The organism is Ferrovibrio sp. (genome assembly GCF_035304305.1).
Classification (GTDB): Bacteria; Pseudomonadota; Alphaproteobacteria; order Ferrovibrionales; family Ferrovibrionaceae; genus Ferrovibrio.
This window is the reverse complement of the sequence record NZ_DATGQG010000110.1, coordinates 1-22,204: the sequence shown is the minus strand read 5'-3', so window position 1 is coordinate 22,204 and position 22,204 is coordinate 1. Positions and strand designations below refer to the sequence as shown.

At 67.0% G+C, this 22,204-nt stretch carries 27 protein-coding genes and 1 pseudogene; 8 read left to right on the top strand and 20 right to left on the bottom strand.

Going from position 1 to position 22,204, the window contains the following annotated elements:
* The 3 genes and pseudogenes from VKZ87_RS12670 to VKZ87_RS12660 form a co-directional block, all read left to right on the top strand.
* Window positions 1–590 (top strand): annotated as a pseudogene (locus VKZ87_RS12670) (hypothetical protein); the annotation flags it as partial.
* Window positions 590–1,345 carry an ABC transporter ATP-binding protein gene (locus tag VKZ87_RS12665; RefSeq protein ID WP_324221623.1) on the top strand — a complete coding sequence of 252 codons (756 nt, stop codon included), beginning with the start codon at window positions 590–592 and terminating at the stop codon, window positions 1,343–1,345. The pseudogene VKZ87_RS12670 and the gene VKZ87_RS12665, both read left to right, overlap by 1 nt.
* Entirely contained in the window at window positions 1,345–2,094 is a 750-nt protein-coding gene (locus VKZ87_RS12660) for an ABC transporter ATP-binding protein (protein WP_324221622.1), read from the top strand. Before VKZ87_RS12665 ends, VKZ87_RS12660 begins: the two co-directional genes overlap by 1 nt.
* 1 nt (window position 2,095) lies before the next feature.
* Here the strand turns inward: VKZ87_RS12660 and sugE are convergent, their stop codons facing one another.
* Together sugE and VKZ87_RS12650 are read right to left on the bottom strand one after the other, a co-directional pair.
* Window positions 2,096–2,416 (bottom strand): quaternary ammonium compound efflux SMR transporter SugE, encoded by a 321-nt coding sequence (gene sugE / locus VKZ87_RS12655; protein ID WP_324221621.1) that lies wholly within the window; start codon window positions 2,414–2,416, stop codon window positions 2,096–2,098.
* 116 nt (window positions 2,417–2,532) lie between these two features.
* Window positions 2,533–3,528, bottom strand: coding sequence for a PAS domain-containing protein (locus tag VKZ87_RS12650; protein ID WP_324221620.1), 996 nt, complete (start codon window positions 3,526–3,528; stop codon window positions 2,533–2,535).
* A gap of 325 nt (window positions 3,529–3,853) precedes the next feature.
* On the opposite strand from VKZ87_RS12650, the gene VKZ87_RS12645 reads away from it, so the two are divergent.
* Window positions 3,854–5,101, top strand: a complete 1,248-nt coding sequence (locus VKZ87_RS12645; RefSeq protein ID WP_324221619.1) for a calcium-binding protein — start codon at window positions 3,854–3,856, stop codon at window positions 5,099–5,101.
* A gap of 133 nt (window positions 5,102–5,234) precedes the next feature.
* Here VKZ87_RS12645 and VKZ87_RS12640 read toward each other — a convergent pair whose 3' ends face one another.
* Together VKZ87_RS12640 and VKZ87_RS12635 are read right to left on the bottom strand one after the other, a co-directional pair.
* On the bottom strand, window positions 5,235–5,801 hold the full coding sequence (locus VKZ87_RS12640) for a carboxymuconolactone decarboxylase family protein (protein WP_324221618.1): 567 nt from the start codon (window positions 5,799–5,801) through the stop codon (window positions 5,235–5,237).
* Between the two features lie 67 nt (window positions 5,802–5,868).
* On the bottom strand, window positions 5,869–6,411 hold the full coding sequence (locus tag VKZ87_RS12635) for a peroxiredoxin (RefSeq protein WP_324221617.1): 543 nt from the start codon (window positions 6,409–6,411) through the stop codon (window positions 5,869–5,871).
* Between the two features lie 149 nt (window positions 6,412–6,560).
* On the opposite strand from VKZ87_RS12635, the gene VKZ87_RS12630 reads away from it, so the two are divergent.
* The gene (locus tag VKZ87_RS12630) at window positions 6,561–7,517 is read left to right on the top strand and encodes a hydrogen peroxide-inducible genes activator (protein WP_324221616.1); all 957 of its coding nucleotides are present in this window, start codon (window positions 6,561–6,563) and stop codon (window positions 7,515–7,517) included.
* Window positions 7,518–7,521: 4 nt separating this feature from the next.
* Complete coding sequence (locus VKZ87_RS12625) at window positions 7,522–8,055, top strand: GNAT family N-acetyltransferase (protein WP_324221615.1); 534 nt, start codon at window positions 7,522–7,524, stop codon at window positions 8,053–8,055.
* A 54-nt stretch (window positions 8,056–8,109) separates the two neighbouring features.
* Here VKZ87_RS12625 and VKZ87_RS12620 read toward each other — a convergent pair whose 3' ends face one another.
* From VKZ87_RS12620 to murA, 15 genes are all read right to left on the bottom strand, one after another.
* Window positions 8,110–8,889 (bottom strand): VacJ family lipoprotein, encoded by a 780-nt coding sequence (locus VKZ87_RS12620; RefSeq protein WP_324221614.1) that lies wholly within the window; start codon window positions 8,887–8,889, stop codon window positions 8,110–8,112.
* 236 nt (window positions 8,890–9,125) lie between these two features.
* The gene (gene yacG / locus VKZ87_RS12615) at window positions 9,126–9,320 is read right to left on the bottom strand and encodes a DNA gyrase inhibitor YacG (RefSeq protein WP_324221613.1); all 195 of its coding nucleotides are present in this window, start codon (window positions 9,318–9,320) and stop codon (window positions 9,126–9,128) included.
* Window positions 9,321–9,334: 14 nt separating this feature from the next.
* Entirely contained in the window at window positions 9,335–10,885 is a 1,551-nt protein-coding gene (locus VKZ87_RS12610) for a ribonuclease E/G (RefSeq protein WP_324221612.1), read from the bottom strand.
* A 4-nt stretch (window positions 10,886–10,889) separates the two neighbouring features.
* Window positions 10,890–11,483: a nucleoside triphosphate pyrophosphatase gene (locus VKZ87_RS12605; RefSeq protein ID WP_324221611.1), complete on the bottom strand. Its 594-nt coding sequence runs from the start codon at window positions 11,481–11,483 to the stop codon at window positions 10,890–10,892.
* Window positions 11,484–11,503: 20 nt separating this feature from the next.
* The gene (gene infA, locus VKZ87_RS12600) at window positions 11,504–11,722 is read right to left on the bottom strand and encodes a translation initiation factor IF-1 (protein WP_144067704.1); all 219 of its coding nucleotides are present in this window, start codon (window positions 11,720–11,722) and stop codon (window positions 11,504–11,506) included.
* Window positions 11,723–11,898: 176 nt separating this feature from the next.
* Window positions 11,899–12,459: a molybdopterin-dependent oxidoreductase gene (locus VKZ87_RS12595; protein WP_324221610.1), complete on the bottom strand. Its 561-nt coding sequence runs from the start codon at window positions 12,457–12,459 to the stop codon at window positions 11,899–11,901.
* A gap of 59 nt (window positions 12,460–12,518) precedes the next feature.
* The gene (locus VKZ87_RS12590) at window positions 12,519–13,739 is read right to left on the bottom strand and encodes a GAF domain-containing sensor histidine kinase (RefSeq protein ID WP_324221609.1); all 1,221 of its coding nucleotides are present in this window, start codon (window positions 13,737–13,739) and stop codon (window positions 12,519–12,521) included.
* Window positions 13,740–13,796: 57 nt separating this feature from the next.
* Complete coding sequence (locus VKZ87_RS12585; RefSeq protein WP_324221608.1) at window positions 13,797–14,540, bottom strand: SIMPL domain-containing protein; 744 nt, start codon at window positions 14,538–14,540, stop codon at window positions 13,797–13,799.
* Window positions 14,541–14,621: 81 nt separating this feature from the next.
* Complete coding sequence (locus tag VKZ87_RS12580) at window positions 14,622–15,047, bottom strand: hypothetical protein (protein ID WP_324221607.1); 426 nt, start codon at window positions 15,045–15,047, stop codon at window positions 14,622–14,624.
* 88 nt (window positions 15,048–15,135) lie between these two features.
* Complete coding sequence (locus VKZ87_RS12575) at window positions 15,136–15,567, bottom strand: arsenate reductase ArsC (RefSeq protein WP_324221606.1); 432 nt, start codon at window positions 15,565–15,567, stop codon at window positions 15,136–15,138.
* A gap of 2 nt (window positions 15,568–15,569) precedes the next feature.
* Window positions 15,570–16,061, bottom strand: coding sequence for a UPF0262 family protein (locus VKZ87_RS12570; RefSeq protein WP_324221605.1), 492 nt, complete (start codon window positions 16,059–16,061; stop codon window positions 15,570–15,572).
* A complete protein-coding gene (gene hisD, locus VKZ87_RS12565) occupies window positions 16,058–17,353 on the bottom strand; it encodes a histidinol dehydrogenase (protein WP_324221604.1) in 1,296 nt (431 codons plus the stop codon). Before hisD ends, VKZ87_RS12570 begins: the two co-directional genes overlap by 4 nt.
* Complete coding sequence (hisG, locus tag VKZ87_RS12560; RefSeq protein WP_324221603.1) at window positions 17,343–18,044, bottom strand: ATP phosphoribosyltransferase; 702 nt, start codon at window positions 18,042–18,044, stop codon at window positions 17,343–17,345. Before hisG ends, hisD begins: the two co-directional genes overlap by 11 nt.
* Complete coding sequence (locus tag VKZ87_RS12555; protein ID WP_324221602.1) at window positions 18,041–18,517, bottom strand: DUF2948 family protein; 477 nt, start codon at window positions 18,515–18,517, stop codon at window positions 18,041–18,043. The genes hisG and VKZ87_RS12555 overlap by 4 nt, the downstream gene beginning before the upstream one ends.
* A gap of 1 nt (window position 18,518) precedes the next feature.
* Window positions 18,519–19,799, bottom strand: coding sequence for a UDP-N-acetylglucosamine 1-carboxyvinyltransferase (gene murA, locus VKZ87_RS12550; protein WP_324221601.1), 1,281 nt, complete (start codon window positions 19,797–19,799; stop codon window positions 18,519–18,521).
* 261 nt (window positions 19,800–20,060) lie between these two features.
* Here murA and VKZ87_RS12545 point away from each other — a divergent pair, with 261 nt between their 5' ends.
* Window positions 20,061–20,453, top strand: a complete 393-nt coding sequence (locus VKZ87_RS12545) for a hypothetical protein (protein WP_324221600.1) — start codon at window positions 20,061–20,063, stop codon at window positions 20,451–20,453.
* 222 nt (window positions 20,454–20,675) lie between these two features.
* The gene (locus VKZ87_RS12540) at window positions 20,676–21,770 is read left to right on the top strand and encodes a helix-turn-helix transcriptional regulator (RefSeq protein WP_324221599.1); all 1,095 of its coding nucleotides are present in this window, start codon (window positions 20,676–20,678) and stop codon (window positions 21,768–21,770) included.
* A 13-nt stretch (window positions 21,771–21,783) separates the two neighbouring features.
* On the opposite strand, the gene dcd is transcribed toward VKZ87_RS12540, so the two are convergent.
* Window positions 21,784–22,204: dCTP deaminase (dcd, locus tag VKZ87_RS12535; RefSeq protein WP_324221598.1), on the bottom strand; the 421-nt coding region annotated here is incomplete at its 5' end.

The window sequence follows — 22,204 nt, the reverse complement described above, 5'->3', positions numbered from 1 at the left end:
TCGCCGGCATCGCCGGCGGCCTGGCGGCGATCAATTTCGAGCTGATGAATGCGGTCAACGTTTCCGGCGCACAGTCGGGCGCGGTGCTGCTGATGGCCTATATCGGCGGCATCGGCCATTTCCTCGGCCCGATTCTCGGCGCCGTTCTGGTGGTGCTGCTGCAGGTCATGCTGTCGGACATCACCGGCGCCTGGATGCTGTATTTCGGCCTGATCTTCATCCTGATGGTGATGTTCGCGCCCGGCGGCCTGGCCGGCCTGATCATGCTGCATGCGCCGCTGTGGCGGAACGGCACGCTGCATCGGGTGCTGCCGCAATACGCCCTTGTGGCCATTCCGGCGGCGATGGGCCTGGCCGGCCTGATCCTGCTGATCGAGACCGCGCACCATCAGATGGTCAAGGCCGCATCGGAAGGCCCGGCCATGCATGTCTTCTACGTGCCGTTCAACTCGAACAGCGTCTGGCCCTGGCTGATCGCGCTGGTGCTGCTGGCGGGCAGCCTGCTGCTCGGCCGCAGATGGGGCCCGCAGCTGGCGGAGTCCTTCCATGCCGCGGCCCAGCCGGCCGCCGCCAAGGAGGGAGGCCTGTGATGAGCGCGCTCGCATTGAGGGACGTCCACAAGTCGTTCGGCATCACGCCGATCATCCGTGGCGTCAGCCTGGATGTGGCCAGGGGCGAACGCCACGCCATCATCGGGCCGAACGGTGCCGGCAAGTCGACGCTGTTCCACCTGATTTCGGGCCGCTTCCCGCTCACCAGCGGACAGATTCTGCTTAACGGCGAGGACATCACCGGGTTCAAGCCCTACCAGATCAATCGCCGCGGCCTGTCGCGCAGCTTCCAGGTCACCAACATCTTCCCGCGCATGACGGTGTTCGAGAATGTGCGCTGCGCCCTGTTCTGGCCGCTCGGCTACCGCTATTCCTTCTGGCACAACGTGCGCAAGCTGAACGACGCCAACGAGCGCGCCGAGCAGGTGCTGCGCGATATCGGCCTGAGCGAGCGCGCCCAGATGCCCGCCGGCCTGCTGACCTATGCCGAGCAGCGCGCGCTGGAGATCGGCATCACGATTGCCGGCGGCGCCGAGGTGGTCATGCTGGACGAGCCGACCGCCGGCATGAGCCGGTCGGAGACGACGCATTTCGTCGAGCTGATCCGCCGCATCACCCAGGGTCGCACGCTGATCATGGTCGAGCATGACATGGGCGTGGTCTTCAACCTCGCCGACCGGATCTCCGTTCTGGTCTACGGCCAGATCATTGCATCCGACACGCCGGCGAACATCCGCGGCAACAAGGCGGTGCAGGAAGCCTATCTGGGCCAGGCCATGGAGGCGGAACACTGATGCAGGAGACCGCAACGATGAACACGGCCCGGCCGGCCGCGCGCGGCGCGCCGATGCTGCAGGTCCGCAACCTGCACGCCTATTACGGCAAGAGCCATATCCTGCACGGCGTTTCCTTCGACGTGGCGCCGGGCGAGATCGTCTCGCTGCTGGGGCGCAACGGCGTCGGCCGCTCGACCACGATCAAGGCGATCATGGGCGACGTGCCGCCGCAGGGCTCGATCCTGTTCAAGGGCCACGAGATCGCCGGCAGGAAGCCGCACGAGATCGCCCGGCTGGGCCTCGGCTATGTGCCCGAGAACCGCGACATCTTTCCCGGCCTGACGGTGCGCGAGAATCTCTATCTCGGGCAGAAGACCACCAGGCCGTCCGAACGCTGGACGATGGAGGACATGTTCGAGATCTTCCCGCGGCTGCAGGAGCGCGCCGACACCAAGGCCGGCGTGCTCTCGGGCGGCGAGCAGCAGATGCTGACCATGTGCCGCACGCTGATGGGCGATCCCGACCTGATCATGGTGGACGAGCCGACCGAGGGTCTCTCGCCCATGATGGTGGAGAAGGTCGGCCAGCTGCTGGAACGCATCGCCGAGCGCGGCGTCGCCATCCTGCTGGTCGAGCAGAAGCTGACCATCGCCATGAAGATCAGCCACCGCCTCTACGTGATGGGCCACGGCCAGATGGTCTTCGAGGGCACGCCGCAGCAGCTGCAGGCCGACGCCGCCATCCGCAAGGAGTGGCTGGAGGTCTGAGCTACGCCGGCGTCGCCAGCTTCAGCCCGATGATGCCGGCCACGATCAGGCCGATGCAGACCAGCCGCAGGACGGCGGCGCTTTCGCCGAACAGGATGATGCCGAGGATGGCCGTGCCGATCGTGCCGATGCCGGTCCACACCGCATAGGCGGTGCCGAGCGGCAGCGATTTCAGCGCCAGGCCGAGCAGCCAGAGGCTGATGATCATCGAGGCGATAGTGCCGAGCGTCGGCCAGAGCCGGGTGAAGCCGTGGGTGTATTTCAGTCCGACCGCCCAGCCGACTTCAGCCAGGCCCGCGAGGAACAGGATCAGCCATGCCATGGCGCATCTCCATATGCCACTGGATTGGGCGCTTGATGGCAGGGTCGTCCCCGCCGGGAGGTATCAGGGCCGGGTCGTCCCGGCCGCCTGCCCATATGACGCGTCCATGCGTCCGGTCAAGACTCCATCGAGATCTGGCCGACCAGCAGCGTGTCGGGCGTCTCGTGATCGGCCGCCAGCGGCAGCACCAGCGCCTCGAAGCGGGAATGCTTGCGGCTGGTAGCCGGCGCATCGGCCTTGATGCGCAGCGGCAGACGGCGGTCGGTGGCCTGGACGCAGGCGAGCTGGGCGCGGGCGGCGAAGATGCTGTCGGGATATTCGTCGATATGCTTCCCGGTCAGGTCGAAGCCGCGGGTTTCGGCGATGTCGCTGCCGAACAGGCTGTAGCGGAAGCGCGGCATCCCGCCGGGCGTTGGCGGGACGATGTCGCACAGCACCAGCCGGCCGGCGAGATAGTCCAGCGCCTCGATGTTGAAATCGCTGCGCGACGGCAGGTCGTGCCGGCCGCGCCAGCGCACCCAGTCCTGCAGCAGGCGCCCCAGCCGCGGATCGCGCAGATAGGTCTGCAGCAGTTCCACCGGTTCGCATTGCATGACGAAGTTGCCCGAGGCGGCGAGCCGCGCCTCGTAGCCGCGGAACTCGTTGAACTGCCCATGCAGGATCATGTCGATCCGGTGGCCGTCGCCGGCCAGCGGCAGCGTCAGGGTCTCGATCGCGACGACGGTATCGCCCGGCCGTGCATAGCGGCCCCGGGTGAGCAGCGGCTGGCGCTCGGCGATCACCTTCTGCAATCCGTGCATCGCCATGCTGCGCATCGCCGGATCGGGCAGCTGGTCGAGTCGTTTGCCGGTCATCTCGCCGATGCGATGGATCGCGAAATTGCTGCCGTAGAGACGATAGGTGGCGACCGGCGGATCGCCCTGGATGTCCCAGAGAATCAGGTTGCCGAGGATGTAGCCCAGCTGCTCGGGGGCGAAATCGCGGCGTGCCGGCAGCAGGCCGTTGGCGCAGCGTGCCTGCCAGTCGCGCAGCAGGCGGCCGAGCAGCGGCTGTCGGATGTGCGGCAGGAGCTGTGCGGGGGCGCCGCACTCGAACACATCCAATTCCGCCATTCTGGCCGAGAACCGCTCCATGATCCTCATTTGGTCACTACCTGTGGACGCATGTCAAGGAAGGTTATCAGCCACATGATTGTGAATCCGTTGCAGAACAGGTCCGTAGGGTTTGGATCGTGCTGCCACTGAACGGTCACGCCGCAACCGCCTGCCTGCTGCTAAACGGGTAAGTTCGAAAAGGAAGACCCGGATAACGGGCGATCTGCCGGGCGCAACAGGGCAGCAACGATCGACTCCGCTCTCCCCCGGAGTCCTGCGATCCGACCCGGCCCGTCTCACGCACCAGATAGATGGCCGCTGACCCGCGGCCGGGGAGGGTATGATGGCGACCAAGATCGGCACCAATGGCAACGACGTCCTGAACGGCACCGGCGACGACGACATCCTGATCGGTCTGGCCGGCGACGATCAGCTGCTCGGCGAGCACGGCAACGACCGGCTGATCGCCGGCGACGGCCGTGACTTCGTCAATGGCGGCTTCGGCGACGACCATATCGAGGGCGGTGCCGGCAATGACGAGCTCTGGGCGCTTCCCGGCGACGACACCGTGCTCGGCGGTAGCGGCAACGACCGCATCTTCGGCAACCAGGGCGACGATACGCTGTTGGGCGGCGACGGCGACGACTACGTCGATGCCGGCGATGACAACGACACCGTCTTCGGCAATGCCGGCGCGGATCAGCTGCTGGGCGGCAACGGCGATGACTTCGTCGATGGCGGCGACGGCGACGATACGATCTTCGGGGGCAGCGGCAACGATTTCCTGACGGGCGGTGACGGCAACGACAGCATCGATGGCGGCGACGGCGACGACGAGATCCATGGCGGTGCGGGATCGGATATCATCCGCGGCGGCGACGGCACCGACATGCTTCATGGCGGCGACGGCAACGACTTCGTCCATGGCGACGGCGGCAACGACCTGCTGTTCGGCGGCGCCGGCCACGACCGCCTGCGCGGCGAGGACGGCGACGATTACGTCGATGGTGGGGAGGGAAACGACTACATCAGCGGCAATGGCGGCGACGATTCAATGTTCGGCGGCGCCGGCGACGACGAGGTGGAAGGCAACGAAGGGAACGATTTCGTCTCCGGCGGCGACGGCGATGATGTGGTCGGCGGCGTGTTCGAATACGGCGACGATGTCCTCCAGGGCGATGCCGGAAACGATGCGGTTGTCGGCGGCGCGGGCAACGACTTCGTATCCGGTGGCGATGGCGACGATTATCTGAACGGCCTCGAGGATGACGACGTCCTGGAAGGCGGCAGCGGTGCAGACACCTTCTTCTATGGCGCCGGCGGCCACGATCTCATTCTCGATTTCACCCGCGGCGAGGACCGCATCCAGTCCGAGCTGCCCTTCGTCGAACCGCAGTTCGACACCGACGGCGACGGACGCCTGACCGATTCCGACGCGACCGCCGAAGTGATCGGCGACACCATGATCATCGATATGGGCCTCGGCTTCGGCCAGCCCGCGGGAGAAAATACGCTGACCGTGCTCGGCGTGACGGAGCTCGACATCACGGTTCTGACCGGCGGCCCCTGGCCGGTGGTCGAGTTCGCCTGAGGGGAGACGGAAAGGCGTCATCCGCGAAGCGTGGCGCCGGAGTCGGGCCAAAAAAGAGGGCGCCATCCGTGAAGGATGGCGCCCGGGGGTCCGCGACGGCGGAGGGGCAGAGAGCCGGCGCGGAGCAATGAGGCTATTCCGCGGCCTGGTCGAGCGCGGTGCCGCTCAGCGCATTCTCGCCGTCGAGGACGGCCGCCACCGCATGAACCACGGCGGCGATGCGAACGGCCTGCTGCACCTGCTCCTCGGTGAGGCCGTGCTTGCGCAGCTGCGCCTCGTGGCTTTCCACGCACATGCCGCAGCCGTTGACGGCGGAAACGGCCAGTGACCACAGCTCGAAGTCGATCTTGTCGACGCCGGGCTTGCCGATCACGTTCATGCGCAGCTTGGCCGGCAGCGCCTTGTAGTTGGCATTCGGCTCGTGCGCCATCATGTGCACGAAGCGGTAATAGATGTTGTTCATGCCCATGATCGCGGCCGCGGCCTTGGCCGCGGTCAGGGCCTCCTCCGACAGCTTCGGGCCGAATTCGGCAACGATGTCGCGGATCACGTCGGGCTGCCGTGCGGCGAGCGCGGTGGCGATGAAGGTGCCGGCGCGCTGCTGGTCGGTCAGGCCCGGCTCGGTGGCCAGCGAGCCCAGGTTCAGCTTGAGGTCGCGGGCATAATCGGGAAGGCGGTTCTTCAGGCTTTCAAGGCTCATGGCAAACTCCTTGGATATCGGGCGGCCATCCGCCGTGGCCGAAGCCACGGCGGATTTCCAGTCAGGCTCAGGCAGCCGGCTTGAGGACTTCCTCGCCCTTCTGCCAGTTGCAGGGGCAGAGCTCGTCGGTCTGCAGGGCGTCGAGCACGCGCAGGACTTCCTGCGGATTGCGGCCGACGCTGAGGTCGTTCACCGACACGAAGCGGATGATGCCTTCCGGGTCCACGATGAAGGTGGCGCGCAGGCAGACGCCTTCCGCCTTGTCCAGGATGCCGAGCTGCTGGCTGAGCTCACGCTTGATGTCGGCCAGCATGGGGAACGGCAGGTCCTTCAGGTCGGCGTGGTTGTTGCGCCAGGCCAGGTGGACATACTCGCTGTCGGTCGAGACGCCGTAGATCACGGCATCGCGGTCCTTGAACTCGCCGTTCAGCTTGCCGAAGGCGGCAATTTCGGTCGGACAGACGAAGGTGAAGTCCTTCGGCCAGAAGAAGACGACCTTCCACTTGCCCTTGTCGCTTTCGTTGCTGATGTCGGTGAAGGCGGTCTTCGGGTCGGTGGAAACGACGGCCTTGAGGTTGAAGGCCGGGAACTTGTCGCCAATGGTCAACATAAGGAGTGCTCCTCTCTTGCTTTGCTGTTCAAATCCGGGGCGGGCGGGCTGGTCTCTGTGTCCCGCCACCCCTATGTAGGGTGTTTTTTATAATCGTTCTAATGAATATTTCCGTTGAATCTAATCGAGTGGGCCGATTAGATTACGGCATGCTCAACACCCCGACGCTCCGGCAGTGGCGCTACCTGGTCTCCTTGGCGGAAAACCGCCATTTTGGCAGGGCCGCGGAGGCCTGCTTCGTCACCCAGTCCACGCTGTCGGCCGGCATTCAGGAGCTGGAAACACAGCTTGGGGCCGCTTTGGTCGACCGCACCAAAAGAAAAGTTGTCCTCACCCCGCTCGGCGAGGAACTGGCCGGCCGCGCCCGCGAATTGCTGCGCGAGGCCGAGGACATGGTGCTGCTGGCCCGGGCCGCCTCGGCGCCGCTGACCGGGCCGCTGCGGCTCGGCGTGATTCCGACCATCTCACCCTTCCTGCTGCCGCGCGTGCTGCCCGGCCTCCGCCGCCGCTTCCCGGAGCTGAAGCTGTTCCTGCGCGAGGACCTCACCCTGCGGCTGATCGACCTGCTGCAGGCCGGCAAGCTCGACCTGCTGCTGATCGCCCTGCCCTTCGAGGGCGGGTCGGTGGACACGCTGCCCCTGTTCGAGGACCAGTTTCTGTTCGCCTGCCGCAGCGACCATCCGCTGGCACGGCGCAACCAGGTGAAGCTGGACGACCTGGCGGAAGCCAATCTGCTGCTGCTGGAGGACGGCCACTGCCTGCGCGATCATGCGCTGGCCGCCTGCCGCCTGCCGCCCTCGCCGCGCCGCGACGGCTTTGCCGCCACCTCGCTGCATACCCTGGTGCAGATGGTCGACAGCGGGCTTGGCGTCACGCTGCTGCCGCAGCTGGCGCTCGATGCCGGCATCCTGCGCGGCACCGAGGTGACGACGCGGCCGCTGGCGACGCCGAAATCCGGCAAGGGCGACAGCGAGACCGCGCGCCAGATCGGCCTGGCCTGGCGCCGCGGCACCCAGCGCGCCAAGGAATTCACCCTGTTCGGCGAGGCGCTGGTCGCCGCGCTGCGACAGCAGAACCCGTCCGAACACGACAGCAGAAAGACCTGACGGCATGCCGAAGACCCTGATCCGCCCCGCCCGGCCCGAGGATGCCGGCACCATCGTCGACCTGGTGAAGGCGCTCGCCATCTATGAGAAGGAGCCGCTGTCGAGCGTGAAGATCACGCCCGCCGATGTGCGACGCGACGGCTTCGGTGCCGAGCGGCGCTTCGAGGCGCTGATCGCCGAACTCGATGCGGAGCCGGTCGGCTTCGCCCTCTTCTTCCACAATTACTCGACCTGGGAAGGCCGCGCCGGCATCTATGTCGAGGATCTCTTCGTGCTGGAACGCGCCCGCGGCTTCGGCCTCGGCCGCCAGCTGATCACCGCGCTGGCGGCGATCGCCGATGCGCGCGGCTGCCGCCGGCTCGACCTCAATGTGCTGGACTGGAATCCGACGCGGGACTTCTACCACCGCCTCGGCATCAATCATCTGCGCGAATGGCTGCCCTACCGCATCACCCAGCCGGCCATCGGCACGCTGGCGAAGGAAGCCGATCCGCGCTGGTTCGCCGCCGGGCCGGATAAGGCGGCGGAGAGCGCCTGAAACGCAAACGGCGCGCCCGCCGACGCGCCGTCTGACAATCGCGTGCAGACCCGATTACTTGACCGGCCTGGTTTCGATCTCGGTGCTCACTTCGGCCTTCTGGCTCAGCGTCGGGGACACCGCCGGATGCCTGGACTGCCGGTTGTTGATCTCGTCGACGCGGCGCTGGCGATAGATGCTGCGCAGGGTGACGTAATAGTCGAGCGAGGTGCGCTCCAGATTGTCGAGCGTATCGAGCAGTTCGGCGCGGGTATCGATGCCGCTCACCACGGTGCGGGCGATCACCCAGCCGTCGCGGTCGGTATTGTAGAGATACCAGTTCAGCGGATCGGCTGCCGAGTCGACGACGAGGCCGCCGAGGTCGCGCGGATTGGACGGGCCGATCACAGGAATGAAGAGATAGGGACCTTCATTGACGCCCCAGGTGGCCAGGGTCTGGCCGAAATCTTCCGTATGAGGCGCGATGCCGAACCACTTGTCGGCGGCGTCGAAGAGGCCGAGCACGCCGACGGTGGAGTTAATCGCGAAACGCTGCAGCGTCTCGCCGGCGCGTTCGTTCTCGCCCTGCAGCAGGTCGTTCGCCAGATAGACCGGCGACTTGAGATTGTTCAGGGCGTTGCGCACGCCGGTGCGCAGCGGATCCGGCACCAGCATCGTGTAGGTGAAGGCAACCGGCTTGAGCAGGAAATGGTCGATGACCTGGTGCAGCTCGAACAGCGCACGGTTCACCGGCTCCAGGGGATCGTTCACGGCAGCCGCATCGGCACGGGCCTGCGGATCGTCGGGGGTCGCGGCGCAGCCGGCAAGCAGACCGGAAGCAAGGAGCGCAGCCATGGCGAGAAACTTCAACCCGCCGCGTTTGCCTTCTGGCCTGTGCGAGCCTGGGTACTGGGCAGCAATCATGGACACGCGACCTTTTATAGTTCTGTAGCCTGAACTTATCCGGTATCCCGCATACGGTGGCAAGCCCCAACCGCTGTGGCCTCCGGAGGGCACAGGCACCGGTTGCGGATTTTTACCGCCGTGGCAGTTCTGCAACAGGGGAACTGCCCGTTAATTAACGGAAACCGTTAATGAATCGCCGGCGAATCGCCTTCGCCGCCCTCGTCCTCGTCGTCATCCGCCTCGACGGCCGGGATGGCATAGGTGCCCTTCAGCCATCGGTTGAGATCGACATCCTTGCAACGCTGGGAGCAGAAGGGCGCGACGTCGGATTCGGCCGGTGCCGAAGGTTTGCCGCAGATCGGACAGGGTCTGGCAGTCATGAATCGACTCAACGCTACAGCCGGGCCACCTGGAAGGCTTCGCGCCGGCGGCCGGTTTCGGGTCTGACATGAACCACGGCACCGATCTGCCGTTCCAGCCGGCTCCGCAGCTCGCCGTCCAGCAGAGCCGCCACATCGGGCGCGCAGGCGATCTCGATCTTGCCGCCAGGCGCATTCGCCGCCTCGCGCCAGGCACGGCGCAGCAATTCGGCCAGCACCGCCGGCAGCGAGGGTAGCCGGCCGTCGCCATCGCAGGTCGGGCAGGTGTCGAACAGCCGCGTCGCCAGCGGCTCGCCCACCCGCTTGCGTGTCATCTCGACCAGGCCGAGCGCCGACATGCCAAGCACCTTGGTCGGCGCCGGATCCCTTGCCAGCGCCTGGCGCAGGGCGTTGACCACCTGCGCGCGGTAGGCGGTGTTCTCCATGTGCAGGAAATCGATGACGATGATGCCGCCGATGCCGCGCAGGCGCAGCTGTCGGGCGATCTCGGCGGCCGCCTCGAGATTGATCCGCAGCGCCAGTTCCTCGAAGGCATTGCCGCGCGCAGAGGCCCGGCCGGAATCGACGTCGATCGCGGTGAGCGCCTCGGTCTCGCCGAACACGATGGCGCCGCCGGATTGCAACGGCACGCGACGGCTCAGCGCCGCGGCGATGTCGTCCTCGATCTCGAAGAGATCGAACAGGCCGGCGGGATCGTTGAAGCGTTCCAGGCGCGACACATAGTCGGGCGCGTGCTCGAACAGCCAGGCGCGCGCCTCGGCGAAGCCCTGCGCGGCGTTGACGCGGATGCGGTCGAGCCGGGCACCGACATGGTCGCGCAGGGCGCGGCCCACCGGCCCCATCTCGCGCCACAGTTCTGCCGGCGCTGTCGCCTTCTGGCGGCGCTCTTCGATGGCGATCCAGCGCGCCTGCAGGCGCTGCAGATCGGCGGCGAGGTCTTCCTTGCTGGCGCCCTCGGCATTGGCGTTGATCACGCAGCCCATATTCTTGCGGCGGTCCTGCCCGCTGCGGCGCTCGCCCTCCGGCGGCAGCGGACCGCGCCGGCCCGAGCGGCGATCGCCGGCCATGCGCTGCAGCCTGGCGGTCACTTCCAGCGGCGTCTGATCGGCCAGCGAGAGCAGGCTCTGCATCACCGCGGCAAGCCGCATGCGTTCGGCATCCTGGCTGATGCGCCGGGTGACGCGGATGGAGGAATCGAACGGCGTCAGCGACAGGAACCGGCCGGGCAGGCTGATCCGGCAGGTCAGCTTGACGCCCTTCTCGCCGACCGGGTCGCGGATCACCTGGACCAGCACGGCCTCGCCTTCGCTGATCACCTGCTCGATCGGCCGGTCGCCGGCATCCAGCAGGTCGTCGCGGCCGAGAAAACCGTCGCGGCTGAGCCCGATATCGACATAGGCCGACTGGAGGCCCTTCTCGATGCGGCGCACCCGGCCGAGCATGATGGCGCCCAGCGCCGAGTCGCGGTCGGGCCGCTCGAGATCGAGATGCACGAGGCGGCCATCCTCGACCAGCGCGACGCGCGTCTCGGTCAAGCCGACATCGATCAGGAGTTCATTGGCCATCGAATCACTTATAGCCGCTTTCCGGCCAAAGCGGGTAGCCGAAGCCCGCGAGCAGCTTCGCCGTCTCGGCCAGCGGCAGGCCGACCACATTGGAATAGGAGCCGTTCAGGCCGGTGACGAACTGGTCGGCACGGCCCTGGATGGCATAGCCGCCGGCCTTGCCGACGCCCTCGCCGCAGGCGGCGTAGCCGGCGATCTCGACCGCCGAGAGCGGCTTGAACTTCACCACCGTCTCGACCAGGCGGGCGGATTTGCGGCCATCGGGGTGGCGCAGCACCAGCCCGGTCATCACCCGGTGGCGGCGGCCGGACAGCAGGGTCAGGCAGTGCCGCACCTCGGTCTCATCCTCCGCCTTGGGCAGGATGCGGCGGCCGAGCGCCACCACGGTGTCGGCGGCGAGCACGAGGGCGTCGGGCCGCTGGCGCGCCACCATCTCCGCCTTCGCGGCGCTCAGGCGCGCGGCAAGCTGCCGGGGCAGTTCGCGGGGCTGCGGGGTTTCGTCGAGTTCGGCGGGCAGGATTTCGGCCGGCACCACGCCGATCTGCCGCAGCAGGTCGCGGCGGCGGGGCGATGCCGAGGCCAGCACGAGCGCAAGCATGGCCGGCCCGCGGCTGGACCTTACTTGAAGCGGAAGGTGATGCGACCCTTGGTCAGGTCGTAAGGGGTCATTTCGACCATGACCTTGTCGCCGGCCAGCACGCGGATGCGGTTTTTGCGCATCTTGCCCGAGGTATGGGCCAGCACTTCGTGGCCGTTGTCCAGTTTGACCCGGAACATGGCATTGGGGAGCAGCTCGTCCACCACGCCTGGAAATTCCAGCAATTCTTCCTTCGCCATTCCGCCTCTGTGATACGGGGTTCCGCCCACCGGGGATCGACGGGCAGCATCCTGCGCCGGGCCAGGAGCGCGACGCGGCGAGAACATGCGCGTATGGGTCCGGAAAATCAAGCAGGGGCCGCCGGAACGCGGCGACCCCTGCAAACATTAGGCGAACGCCGCCGGGTCCGGCGCCGTCATTCCACGTCGATGCGGATGGCCGACCAGACCCATTTGGCGTCGTCCTGTGCCTGCAGCTCCGGATGCTGGTCGCGCGGATAGACCACCCAGGCCGGGCCGCGATCGCCCAGGCCGAGCCAGCGGCCATTGGCCTTCAGCGCCAGCAGCACCGGATATTTCTCGATCTCGGCGACGGGGATCTCGGCACCGTAATTGTCCATGGCGAAGACGCGGATGGTGCTGCCCTTCGCCCCGGCGGCGCGGATCACGTCGCGCAGCAGCGGGCCTTCGAAATCGACCCATTGCGGCCATTCGGGGTATTTGGCCCGCAGCTTGTGCATGCCGAGCTTTTCCAGCATCGCCAGATCGAAGCTGACGGCACTGTCGAACTTGACGTTGCCGAAGCTGAAAAACGCATCCATGAACGGATCGATCGGGCCGCGATTGCTGTGGGCGATGTTGCCGTGAACGGTCAGCACCACCGGGCCGGCCGGCTTGGGCAGTTCGGCGGCCAGTGCCGACACCGCAACGCCGGCGGCGACCAGCAGGCCGGCAAGGAACGCATAAACCTGACGCATGGTGACTCCCCCTCAGTGTCTCTGTCGGGGACAAGTTTAGCCGTGGCCGCGGCAATTTCCTATTCGTGCGGAAACACCATCGTTGCCGTCGTGCCGACACCGAGCGTCGACTCGATCCGCAGCTGCCCGCCATGGAGCTTCATCAGCCGCCGCGAGATCGCGAGGCCGAGGCCGGTGCCGCCGCGCCGGTCAGCCTTGGGACCGGCCTGGTAGAAAGGCTCGCCCAGCCGTGCAAGGTCGACGGGCGAAATGCCCGGGCCGTCATCGCTGACGCTGATCCGGATCTCGCGCGCATCCGCGGCGCCGCCGACCACGATGCGGCTCTCCGCCGGCGAATACTTGATGGCATTGGAAATCAGGTTCATCAGCACCTGGCGGAAGGCGCTGCGATCAGCCTGCAGCACCGGCAGGCCATGCAGCGAGGCATCCATGACGAGCGACTGCTCCTTCTGCCGCGCCTGTCCCAGCAGCAGGGTGATCACCGCATCCGCCTCCTCGACGACCGTGAGCGGATCGGACTTGAGGGGCATCTTGCCGGCTTCCATGCGACTCAGGTCGAGGATGCTGGTGATGACCTCCAGCAGGTGACTGCCGGCCTGGCGGATCACGCCGGCATAATCGCGGTAGCGCGCATCGCCGAGCGGCCCGTAGGCCTCTGCCTCCATCATCTCGGAGAAGCCGATGATCGCGTTCAGCGGCGTGCGCAGCTCGTGGCTCATGAAGGCGAGAAACTCGCCCTTCGAGCGCGAGGCCAGCATGGCTTCCTCGCGGGCGGCTTCCGTTTCGGCCAGTGCGCGGTGCAGCTCCAGCGCCTCGGAGACCAGCGTGGCGAAATCGCGCAGCTGCGCCTGTTCCGACGGACCGAAACTGCGCGGCGCGGTATCGATGATCGCCAGCGCGCCAATGCGGTAGCCGTCGGAGGTGACCAGCGGCGCACCGGCATAGAAACGCAGTTGCGGCGGGTCGGTCACCAGCGGATTGTCGGCGAAGCGCGCATCCTGGCTGAGATCCTCGACCGCCAGCACGTCGTTGCCCAGGATCGTCCAGGCGCAGAAGGAATGCTCGCGCGGGAATTCCCGGGCGGAGAGCCCGACGGTCGCCTTGCACCATTGCCGGCGGGTATCGATCAGCGAGATCGCCGCCACCGGCGTCCCGAAGACGCGCGCGGCGAGCTGGACCAGGCGGTCGTAACGCGGATCGCTTTCGGTATCGAGAATGCCGAAACGGCGCAGCGCGGCCAGGCGGTCGGCTTCATCGGGCGGCAGGGGAGCGGCAGGCAAGTCAGATCCTTTCGGGTCCCCTTGATAGTGGCCCAATCCCCCTGCCGCAAGGGCCCGTCAGCGCCGGCGCAGGATCGCCTCGCCGTCGACGTTGACGCTGATCGTCTGCTCGCCGGGCGCGGCAACCGGCGCCGCCGCAGCCGCCATACCCTCCGCGCGCATGGCCTTGACCATCATCGACCTTGGCGCGACGCCGCCGTTGAGGCCGACGCGGGCCCAGCCCTCGAAGTGCAGGCCGAGCGCCGCGGCAGCCTTCTCGGCGCGCGCCGTCAGCCGCTGCAGGGCCTCGGCGAAGAGTTCGTCCTGCAGGCCGCGCTGCTGCTGGCGCGACACCATGTAGCCGAGTTCCTGCAGCAGCAGGCCCTCGTTCTGCAGGATGCCGACCGCCTCGAGCAGCTTGGCGTCGTCGGTCGCGGTAATGGTCAGGCTCTGCTGCGCCCGCCAGACCGGCGCCGGCGGCTTGGTGCCGGCAGGCAGGCTCTGCGGCCGCGGCGGGGTTTCCTGATAGGTGTTGTAGCCGCCGGTCTCGACATCGAGGCCGAGCGAGCGCACCCGCGCCAGCGCCCTGGTCATCGCCGCGTTGACGCTGTTCTGCGCCGTGGCGGCATCCTCGGAACTGGCCTGGGCCATCAGGCGCGCGCGGATCGTGTCCGGCGTGACATCGCGCTCCGCCATCTCGTTCAGGTTCAGCAGCGTCGCATCCTCGGGCAGGGTGCGCTGCGCGATCTGCGCATCGGCCGGCCGGCAGGCGGCAAGCGCGATGATGGCGAACAGGATCAGCGGCAAGTTGCGTGGTGCCATGATGTGCCTCCGGGTCGTGAATCGACCCTACCATAGCGGAAACACCATGGCGACTTTGCGGCAGGCCCGCCGGCCGGGCGATCAGCCGCCGCAATTGCCCCCGCAGCAGGAATCGCCGACGGGCAGCAGAGGCCGCATGCGGTCGGCGGCACGGAAATACTGCCGCGCATAAGCCACCAGCTGGCCGTCGCTCGGATGATCGACGGTCTCGACGCCGATGATGCGCGACTCCAGATAGGGCAGATGGCGCAGCGCATGCCGCAGCATCTTGAGCTTGGCGCTGCCGGGGCCGACCACCAGCACCTCGCGCGCGCCTTCCAGTGCATCGCCGATATCGTCGAAGAAGGCGATATCCGCCGGCGCGCGGCCGTCGCCGACCGCGCCCGCCCGGTGATGCAGATGCTGCCGGTGTCCGTTAACCACGATCTTCTCGACATCGTCGGGGCTGACGTGGAAAACGCGGGCGTTGCTGTGATCCATCCAGACGATGGCGTGGTAATGCGACATGGCGGGCTCCGGCTGCAGGTTGGGAGCGGCATCCTAAAGGCGACGACGCCCCGATCTTTGCGGCAGAGCAACTTCGCGCCAGCGGCGCTCAGCGGGTCACGAAGCGGGCGCGAATCCGCTTGTTGAGAAAGTCCCGCACCTCGCGATAGGCGGCCAGCCGCTGCTCGCGGCTGCCCTCCACGATGCTCGGATCGAAGGTGTGCCAGAATTCCACGTCGCAGGACATGGTGCGGGTCATTTCCACCGCCGTGTGCTGGGCCTCCGGCGAGAGCGACACGATCAGGTCGAAGGAGGAATCCTCGAGGTCGTCGAAGGTCTTGGAGCGGTGCTTCGATATGTCGAGCCCGATCTCGTCCATCACTTCGACGGCGAGCGGATCCACCGCCTTCTTGCGGACGCCGACGGAATCGACGAAGACCTGCTTCGGATACAGGGCCTTGAGGATGCCCTCCGCCATCGGAGAGCGCACGCTGTTCATGGTGCAACAGAACAGCACGCTGGCAGGTAGCCGGTCGCTCATCGTCAGCGGATATGCAGGACGCAGATCAGGGTGAAGAGACGGCGGGCGGTGTCGAAATCGGTATCGATCTTGCCCTTCAGGCGTTCGCGCAGCAGTTCCGATCCCTCGTTGTGGACGCCGCGCCGCGCCATGTCGATGGTCTCGATCTGCGACGGCGACGAGCGCTTGATGGCCTGGTAGTAGCTGTCGCAGATCTCGAAATAGTCCTTCACGATCCGGCGGAAGGGCGAGAGCGCCAGGATGATCTTGCCGAGCGGCGATGCCTGTTCGTCGCGGATGTCGAAGACCAGGCGGTTCTCCTCGATGGCGAGCATGAGCTGGAACGGCCCCTGGTCGTCGGCGGCGCCCACCGGGGAGAAGACGTTCTGCTCGATCAGGTCGAAGATCGCGACCTTGCGCTCATGCTCGATATCCGCCGACCGGCGCACCACGCTGCGCTCGTCGAGCTGCACGTCGACGAGGCGGTGGCAGTCGGGTGGGCGGCGTTCGCTCATGCCGCTCCCAGCCGGATCGATACGGACAGCGCATGGCCCTGCAGGCCTTCGGCCTCCGCCAGCGCCACTGCGGCCGGGCCGATCTCCTGCAGCGAGGTGGCATCGCACTGCACCAGCGTCGTGCGCTTCATGAAATCGAGCAGGTTGAGGCCGGAGGCGAAGCGCGCGGCACCGGCGGTGGGCAGCACATGGTTCGGACCGGCAACGTAGTCGCCGACGGCTTCCGGCGTATGGCGGCCGAGGAAGATGGCGCCGGCATGGCGCACCTTCGCCGCCAGCGCCTGCGGATCGTCCACGGCCAGTTCCAGATGCTCGGGCGCGATGGCGTCGACCAGCGGCGCGGCATCCTCCAGCTTCGGCACGGTGATCAGGGCGCCGAACCTCTCCCAGCTCGCGGTGGCGATGGCCGCGCGCGGCATGGTGGAGAGCTGCTGGCGCACGGCGGCGCCGACCCGGGCCGCGAAGGCGGCATCGTCGGTGATCAGCACCGACTGCGCCACCTCGTCATGCTCGGCCTGGCTGAGCAGGTCGGCGGCGATCCAGGCGGGATCGTTCTTCGCATCGGCCACGACGAGGATTTCCGAGGGGCCGGCCGGATTGTCGATGCCGACCTGGCCGAAAACCTGCCGCTTGGCGGTCACGACATAGGCGTTGCCGGGCCCGGTGATCTTGTCGACCGGCGCGATGCTTTCGGTGCCATAGGCGAGCGCCGCCACCGCCTGGGCGCCGCCGGTGCGATAGACTTCGTGCGCGCCGGCCAGCTTCAGCGCCGCCATGACCAGCGGATTGAGCTCGCCGCCGGGCGTGGGCACGCAGACCACGACGCGGCGCACGCCGGCGACGACGGCCGGCAGCGCATTCATCAGAACGGAGGACGGATAGGCCGCCTTGCCGCCCGGCACATAGAGGCCGACGGCATCCAGCGGCGTCCAGCGATGGCCGAGCTTCACGCCCTGCGCATCGGTGTAGAAATCATCGGCCGGCTTCTGCCGCGCATGGAAGGCGCGGATGCGCTCGGCGGCGGTTTCCAGCGCCTGCAGGGTTTTCGCATCGACCTTCGCCGCAGCGGCATCGATCTCGGCCGGGCTGATGCGCAGCCCGAGCCGCGCGGAATCGACCTGATCGAATTTCAGGTTCAGCTCATGCAGCGCCGCATCGCCGCGCTTGCGCACATCGGCGATGATCTGCGCCACCACCGCGCCGACATCGGCCTCGGCATCGCGCTTGGCCTTGACCATGGCCTCGAATTTCGCCGCAAAATCCGGCGCGGCGGCATTCAGCTCAACGGGCATCGACAACCTTCCTGAATTTCTCCAGCCAGCCGCCGACCTGGTCGGGGCGCGTCTTCAGCGCCGCGCGGTTGACCACCAGGCGCGAAGTGACTTCCGCGATCACCTCGACCTCGACGAGGCCGTTCGCCTTCAGGGTCGCGCCGGTGGACACCAGATCGACAATGCGGCGGCACAGCCCCAGCGTGGGCGCCAGTTCCATGGCGCCGTTCAGCTTGATGCACTCCGCCTGCACGCCGCGGCGGGCAAAGTATTTCTGCGTCACATGCGGATATTTGGTGGCGACCCGTACATGGCTCCAGCGCCGCGGGTCGTCCGACTTGCTCAGCTCGGCCGGCTCGGCCACCGACAGGCGGCAATGGCCGATGCCGAGATCGAGCGGCGCATAGATCTCGGAAAAATCGAACTCCATCAGCACGTCGTTGCCGGCGACGCCGAGCTGCGCGGCACCGAAGGCGACGAAGGTGGCGACATCGAAACTGCGCACGCGGATCAGTTCGATGTCGGGCTGGCTGGTGGCAAAGCGCAGCTTGCGGCTGTTCTCGTCGGCGAATTCCGGTTCCGGCTCGATCCCGGCGGCGAGCAGCAGCGGCATCACCTCTTTCAGGATGCGGCCCTTGGGCAGGGCCATGACCAGCTTGCCGTCGCCCGGACCGGCCTCTGCCACTCTGGTAGTCTGTGTGACCGCGTTCATGGATCGACCTTGTGCTGCGGCGCGCGCCGCACGGGAAACGGCGTGCCGATATCCTGCATCTGCGCATCGATGCATTCGACTTCGAGCCGGACGGCGCCGCCGCCGGCGAAGACGAGCGTCAGCGTCGCGGCCGGCTCCTCCTTCGGCTCGGCAAGAATGGACAGCAGTTCCAGCACGACTTTGGCATCCGACCGGTCGATGCCGCTGCTGCGCACACTGAGCACGCCGTCGAAATGCAGCCCCGCTGCCACCCGCATATGCGGATCGACGCGGATCAGCCGGCGCTTCGCATCGGCCGTGCGCTCGTCCTCCCAGCGGAAGCGGTTCAGCACCAGTGCGAAGCGGCGCTGCTTCGGCTGCCAGACCATGTCGGTCGGTCGCAGGGTCGCATCCTGCAGGCAGGCCGCCAGAACCGTCAGATCCTCGGCATCCTCGGCGCGCAGCTTCAGCGGCTGGAAGCGATGCTCGGCCATGTCACTCCTTCAGCCTTTCGATCACGGCGCCGCAGGCGGCCAGTTTCTCTTCCAGCCGCTCGTAGCCGCGATCGAGATGATAAACACGGTTCACGATGGTTTCGCCCTCGGCGGCCAGGCCGGCCAGCACCAGCGACACCGAGGCACGCAGGTCGGTCGCCATCACCGGAGCGCCGGTCAGCTTCGGCACGCCGCGCACCAGCGCGGAGGCGCCATGCACCACGATATTCGCGCCCATGCGGGCCAGTTCCGGCACATGCATGAAGCGGTTCTCGAAGATCGTCTCGGTGATCATCGAGGCGCCGTCCGACACCGTCATCAGGGCCATCACCTGCGCCTGCATGTCGGTCGGGAAGCCCGGATAGGGCTGGGTGAGGAAATCGACGCCGCGGAGCCGGCTGCCGTTGCGCGCGATGGAAATGCCGCGCGGCGTCTCCTCGATCTCGCAGCCCGCCTCGCGCAGCTTGTCGGCGACCGACTCGATCAGGTCGAGCCGCGTGCCGGTCAGCTCCACCCTGCCGCCGCAGATCGCCGCCGCCGTGGCGAAGGTGCCGGTCTCGATGCGGTCGGGCACGATCCTGTGGCTGGCGCCATGCAGGCTGCGCTTGCCATGCACGGTGATGTGCTCGGTGCCGATGCCCTCGATTTCGGCGCCCATGGCAACGAGGCAGTGGCAGAGATCAGTGATCTCGGGCTCGCGCGCGGCATTCTCCAGCACCGTGGTGCCCTCGGCGAGCGCCGCCGCCATCAGCAGGTTCTCGGTGGCGCCGACGGAAACCATGGGAAAGCGGATCACCGCGCCCTTCAGCCCCTGCTTCGCCGTCGCCCTGATATAGCCGCCCTCGACATTCACCTCGGCGCCGAGCGCCTTCATGCCCATGATATGCAGATCCACCGGCCGCGTGCCGATGGCGCAGCCGCCCGGCAGCGAGACTTCCGCCTCGCCGAACCGGGCGAGCAGCGGCCCGAGCACCAGAACGGAGGCGCGCATCTTGCGCACGATGTCGTAGGGCGCGACGGTGGAGGTGATCTTCGCGGCGTTGAGATGGATCGTGCGGCCTTCCGGCGTGCCGTTGCCGCCATCCATAGACACGTCGACGCCATGCTGCTGCAGCAGATGCGCCATGGTGGCGATGTCGGCCAGATGCGGCACGTTGGACAGGGTCAGCGTCCGGTCGGTCAGCAGCGCAGCCGCCATCAGCGGCAGGGCCGCATTCTTCGCGCCGCCGATCGGGATGGAGCCTTCCAGCGGCCTGCCGCCGCGTAACCGGATGCGATCCATAAGCTATTGATCCATAAAGGCCGTGGCGGAAATAAGGCCCGGCACGGGACAGTCGTGAGGGTCTGTCTAGCGCAACAGGGGCGGAATCGCCAGTGCGGGAGGGCCCGCTGCGTCGCCGACGGCCGCCCGGTGGCCAGCGCCACCGGATGGCCGCATTGGTCCATCCTCCATACGGAGGATGCGGCCATATGGAGCGCTGCCTATAGGGATGACGCCCGTCCGGCGCAGCCGGCGGTTCGACGCATCCAGAGGAGGCAGATCATGCGTTATTCACTTCCCGTCTTAGCCGCCGCCATGGCGGTTTCGTTCGCTGCGGCGGTCGAGGCGCAGACCGTGGCGCTCGCGTCCAACCCGGCGCCGACCCAGGATCTGAGCGCCATGAAGGCCGATGCCAACCGGGTCGTTTCCAATCTGCGCAGCGCCATGCCGCTCGGCTATCTGTGCTTCCGCGGCGAGGACGGCGTCCGCCGTACGGTGACCGCCGCTTTCGACGACCTGGTGAAGGCGGACCAGGAAGCGGCCAGGAAGGCGAACCGGCCCTATACGCTGTCCTATGACCGGAAGCAGGCGGAGGCACTGGTCACCGATGCCATGGTGGCGCATTGCGTCGCGTCCTATGTCGGAACCGGCTCGGCAAGCTATCCGAGCTTCTGAGCCGCGGACTCCATCGTCGGGCGCCGCGTGATCTCCCGCACGCGGCGCCGCCCAATCCCCGTTATTCGTCAGCAAGCTGACAGTCGAGGCTCGGCCGCGAAACCACTTGCATCCTCCAAATGGAGGATGCGGAATATTACCCGGCGCGCTATGCGCAGAGGGGCATGACAACGGCCTGATCTCGGGGCCGGTTTTTCGATGATCTCCAGGGGGGATGGAGACATGGAGAAGCTCGATCAAGCAATTGCTGGCCTCTACGAGGCAGCCGTGGAGCCGGTACTCTGGACCGACGCGCTGGACCGCATCGCCAAAGCGGCGGGAACACCCAGTGCAATCGTGTATACCGCGGGCCGGCGTCCGGAGGATGGCGGGATCTGGACCGGGTCGGCCGCCGTGCTCGAAATGATGGAGGATTTCACGAATTACTACGTCGACCACGACGTCTGGCGGCAGGCCCTGCTCAAGGATTTCGGCGGCCGGCCGGGGCTGTATCTCAGCGACGAGATGTATCCCTGCGAAGAACTGGTGAAGACCGAGTTCTACAATGACTTCCTGCGACGGCAGGAGGTCGGCCGCCTGGTGGCGATGATCCACGAGGACATCATCGTTTCCGTCCATCGCCGCATCCACGATTCCTGTTTCGAGGACGACGTAGTCGACATCTGCCGCGCGCTGCGCCCGCATATCAAACGGGCCTATCAGCTGCACGACCGCCTGCATGCCGCCAGACAGCGCTACGCGCTGCTGGAGGATGCCCTCAACGCCGATCCGGTGGCGCAGTTCCTGGTCGACGGCAGCGGGCGCATCCTGCACATGAACGGTGCTGCCAGCCTGATGATGGCCCGGCGCGACTGCGTCACCGCGGTTCAGGGCCGGCTGGTTGCGGTGAGTCCGTCGAAGGCGCCGGTGCTGGCGGCGATGATCTCGGCCGCGGCCCGCGCCACCAGCCGCCGCGGCGATGCGTTCACCGTCGCGAAGGAACATGGCCGCCCCTATCAGATCGTGATCGCCCCGCTTGGCGACACCCATGGCGGCCAGGTTCTCGTCACGGTCAATGATCCCGACGCGCAGACGCCGCCCGATCTGGGCGCCATCCTGCAGAAACTCTATGGCCTGACGGCGGCTGAAGCGCGGGTATGCCTTGCGCTGCTGGAGGATCTTTCGCCGGCCGAGATCGCCGAACACTTCGACGTGTCACGCACGACCGTTGTCAGCCAGTTGCGCAGCATCTTCGGCAAGACGGAGACCAGCCGGCAATCCCAGCTCGTCCGCCTGCTCCAGACGGTTCCGAAACGGAACGGTCGCGCGGCGCGCTGACGCAGCCCGGTCGTTACAGCTTCGGCAGCGTAACGCCGCGCTGGCCCATGTACTTGCCGGCGCGGTCCTTGTACGACACCTCGCAGGGCTGGTCGCCCTTGAGGAACAGGAACTGGCAGGCGCCCTCGTTGGCGTAGATTTTCGCCGGCAGCGGCGTGGTGTTGGAGAATTCCAGGGTCACGTGGCCTTCCCATTCGGGTTCCAGCGGCGTGACGTTCACGATGATGCCGCAGCGCGCATAGGTGCTCTTGCCGAGGCAGATCACCAGCACGTCGCGCGGGATGCGGAAATATTCCACCGTGCGGGCCAGCGCGAAGGAATTCGGCGGGATGACGCAGACATCGGTCTCGCGGTCGACGAAGGAGTTGGACGAGAATTCCTTCGGGTCGACGACGGCCGAATCGACATTGGTGAAGATCTTGAATTCGCGGGCG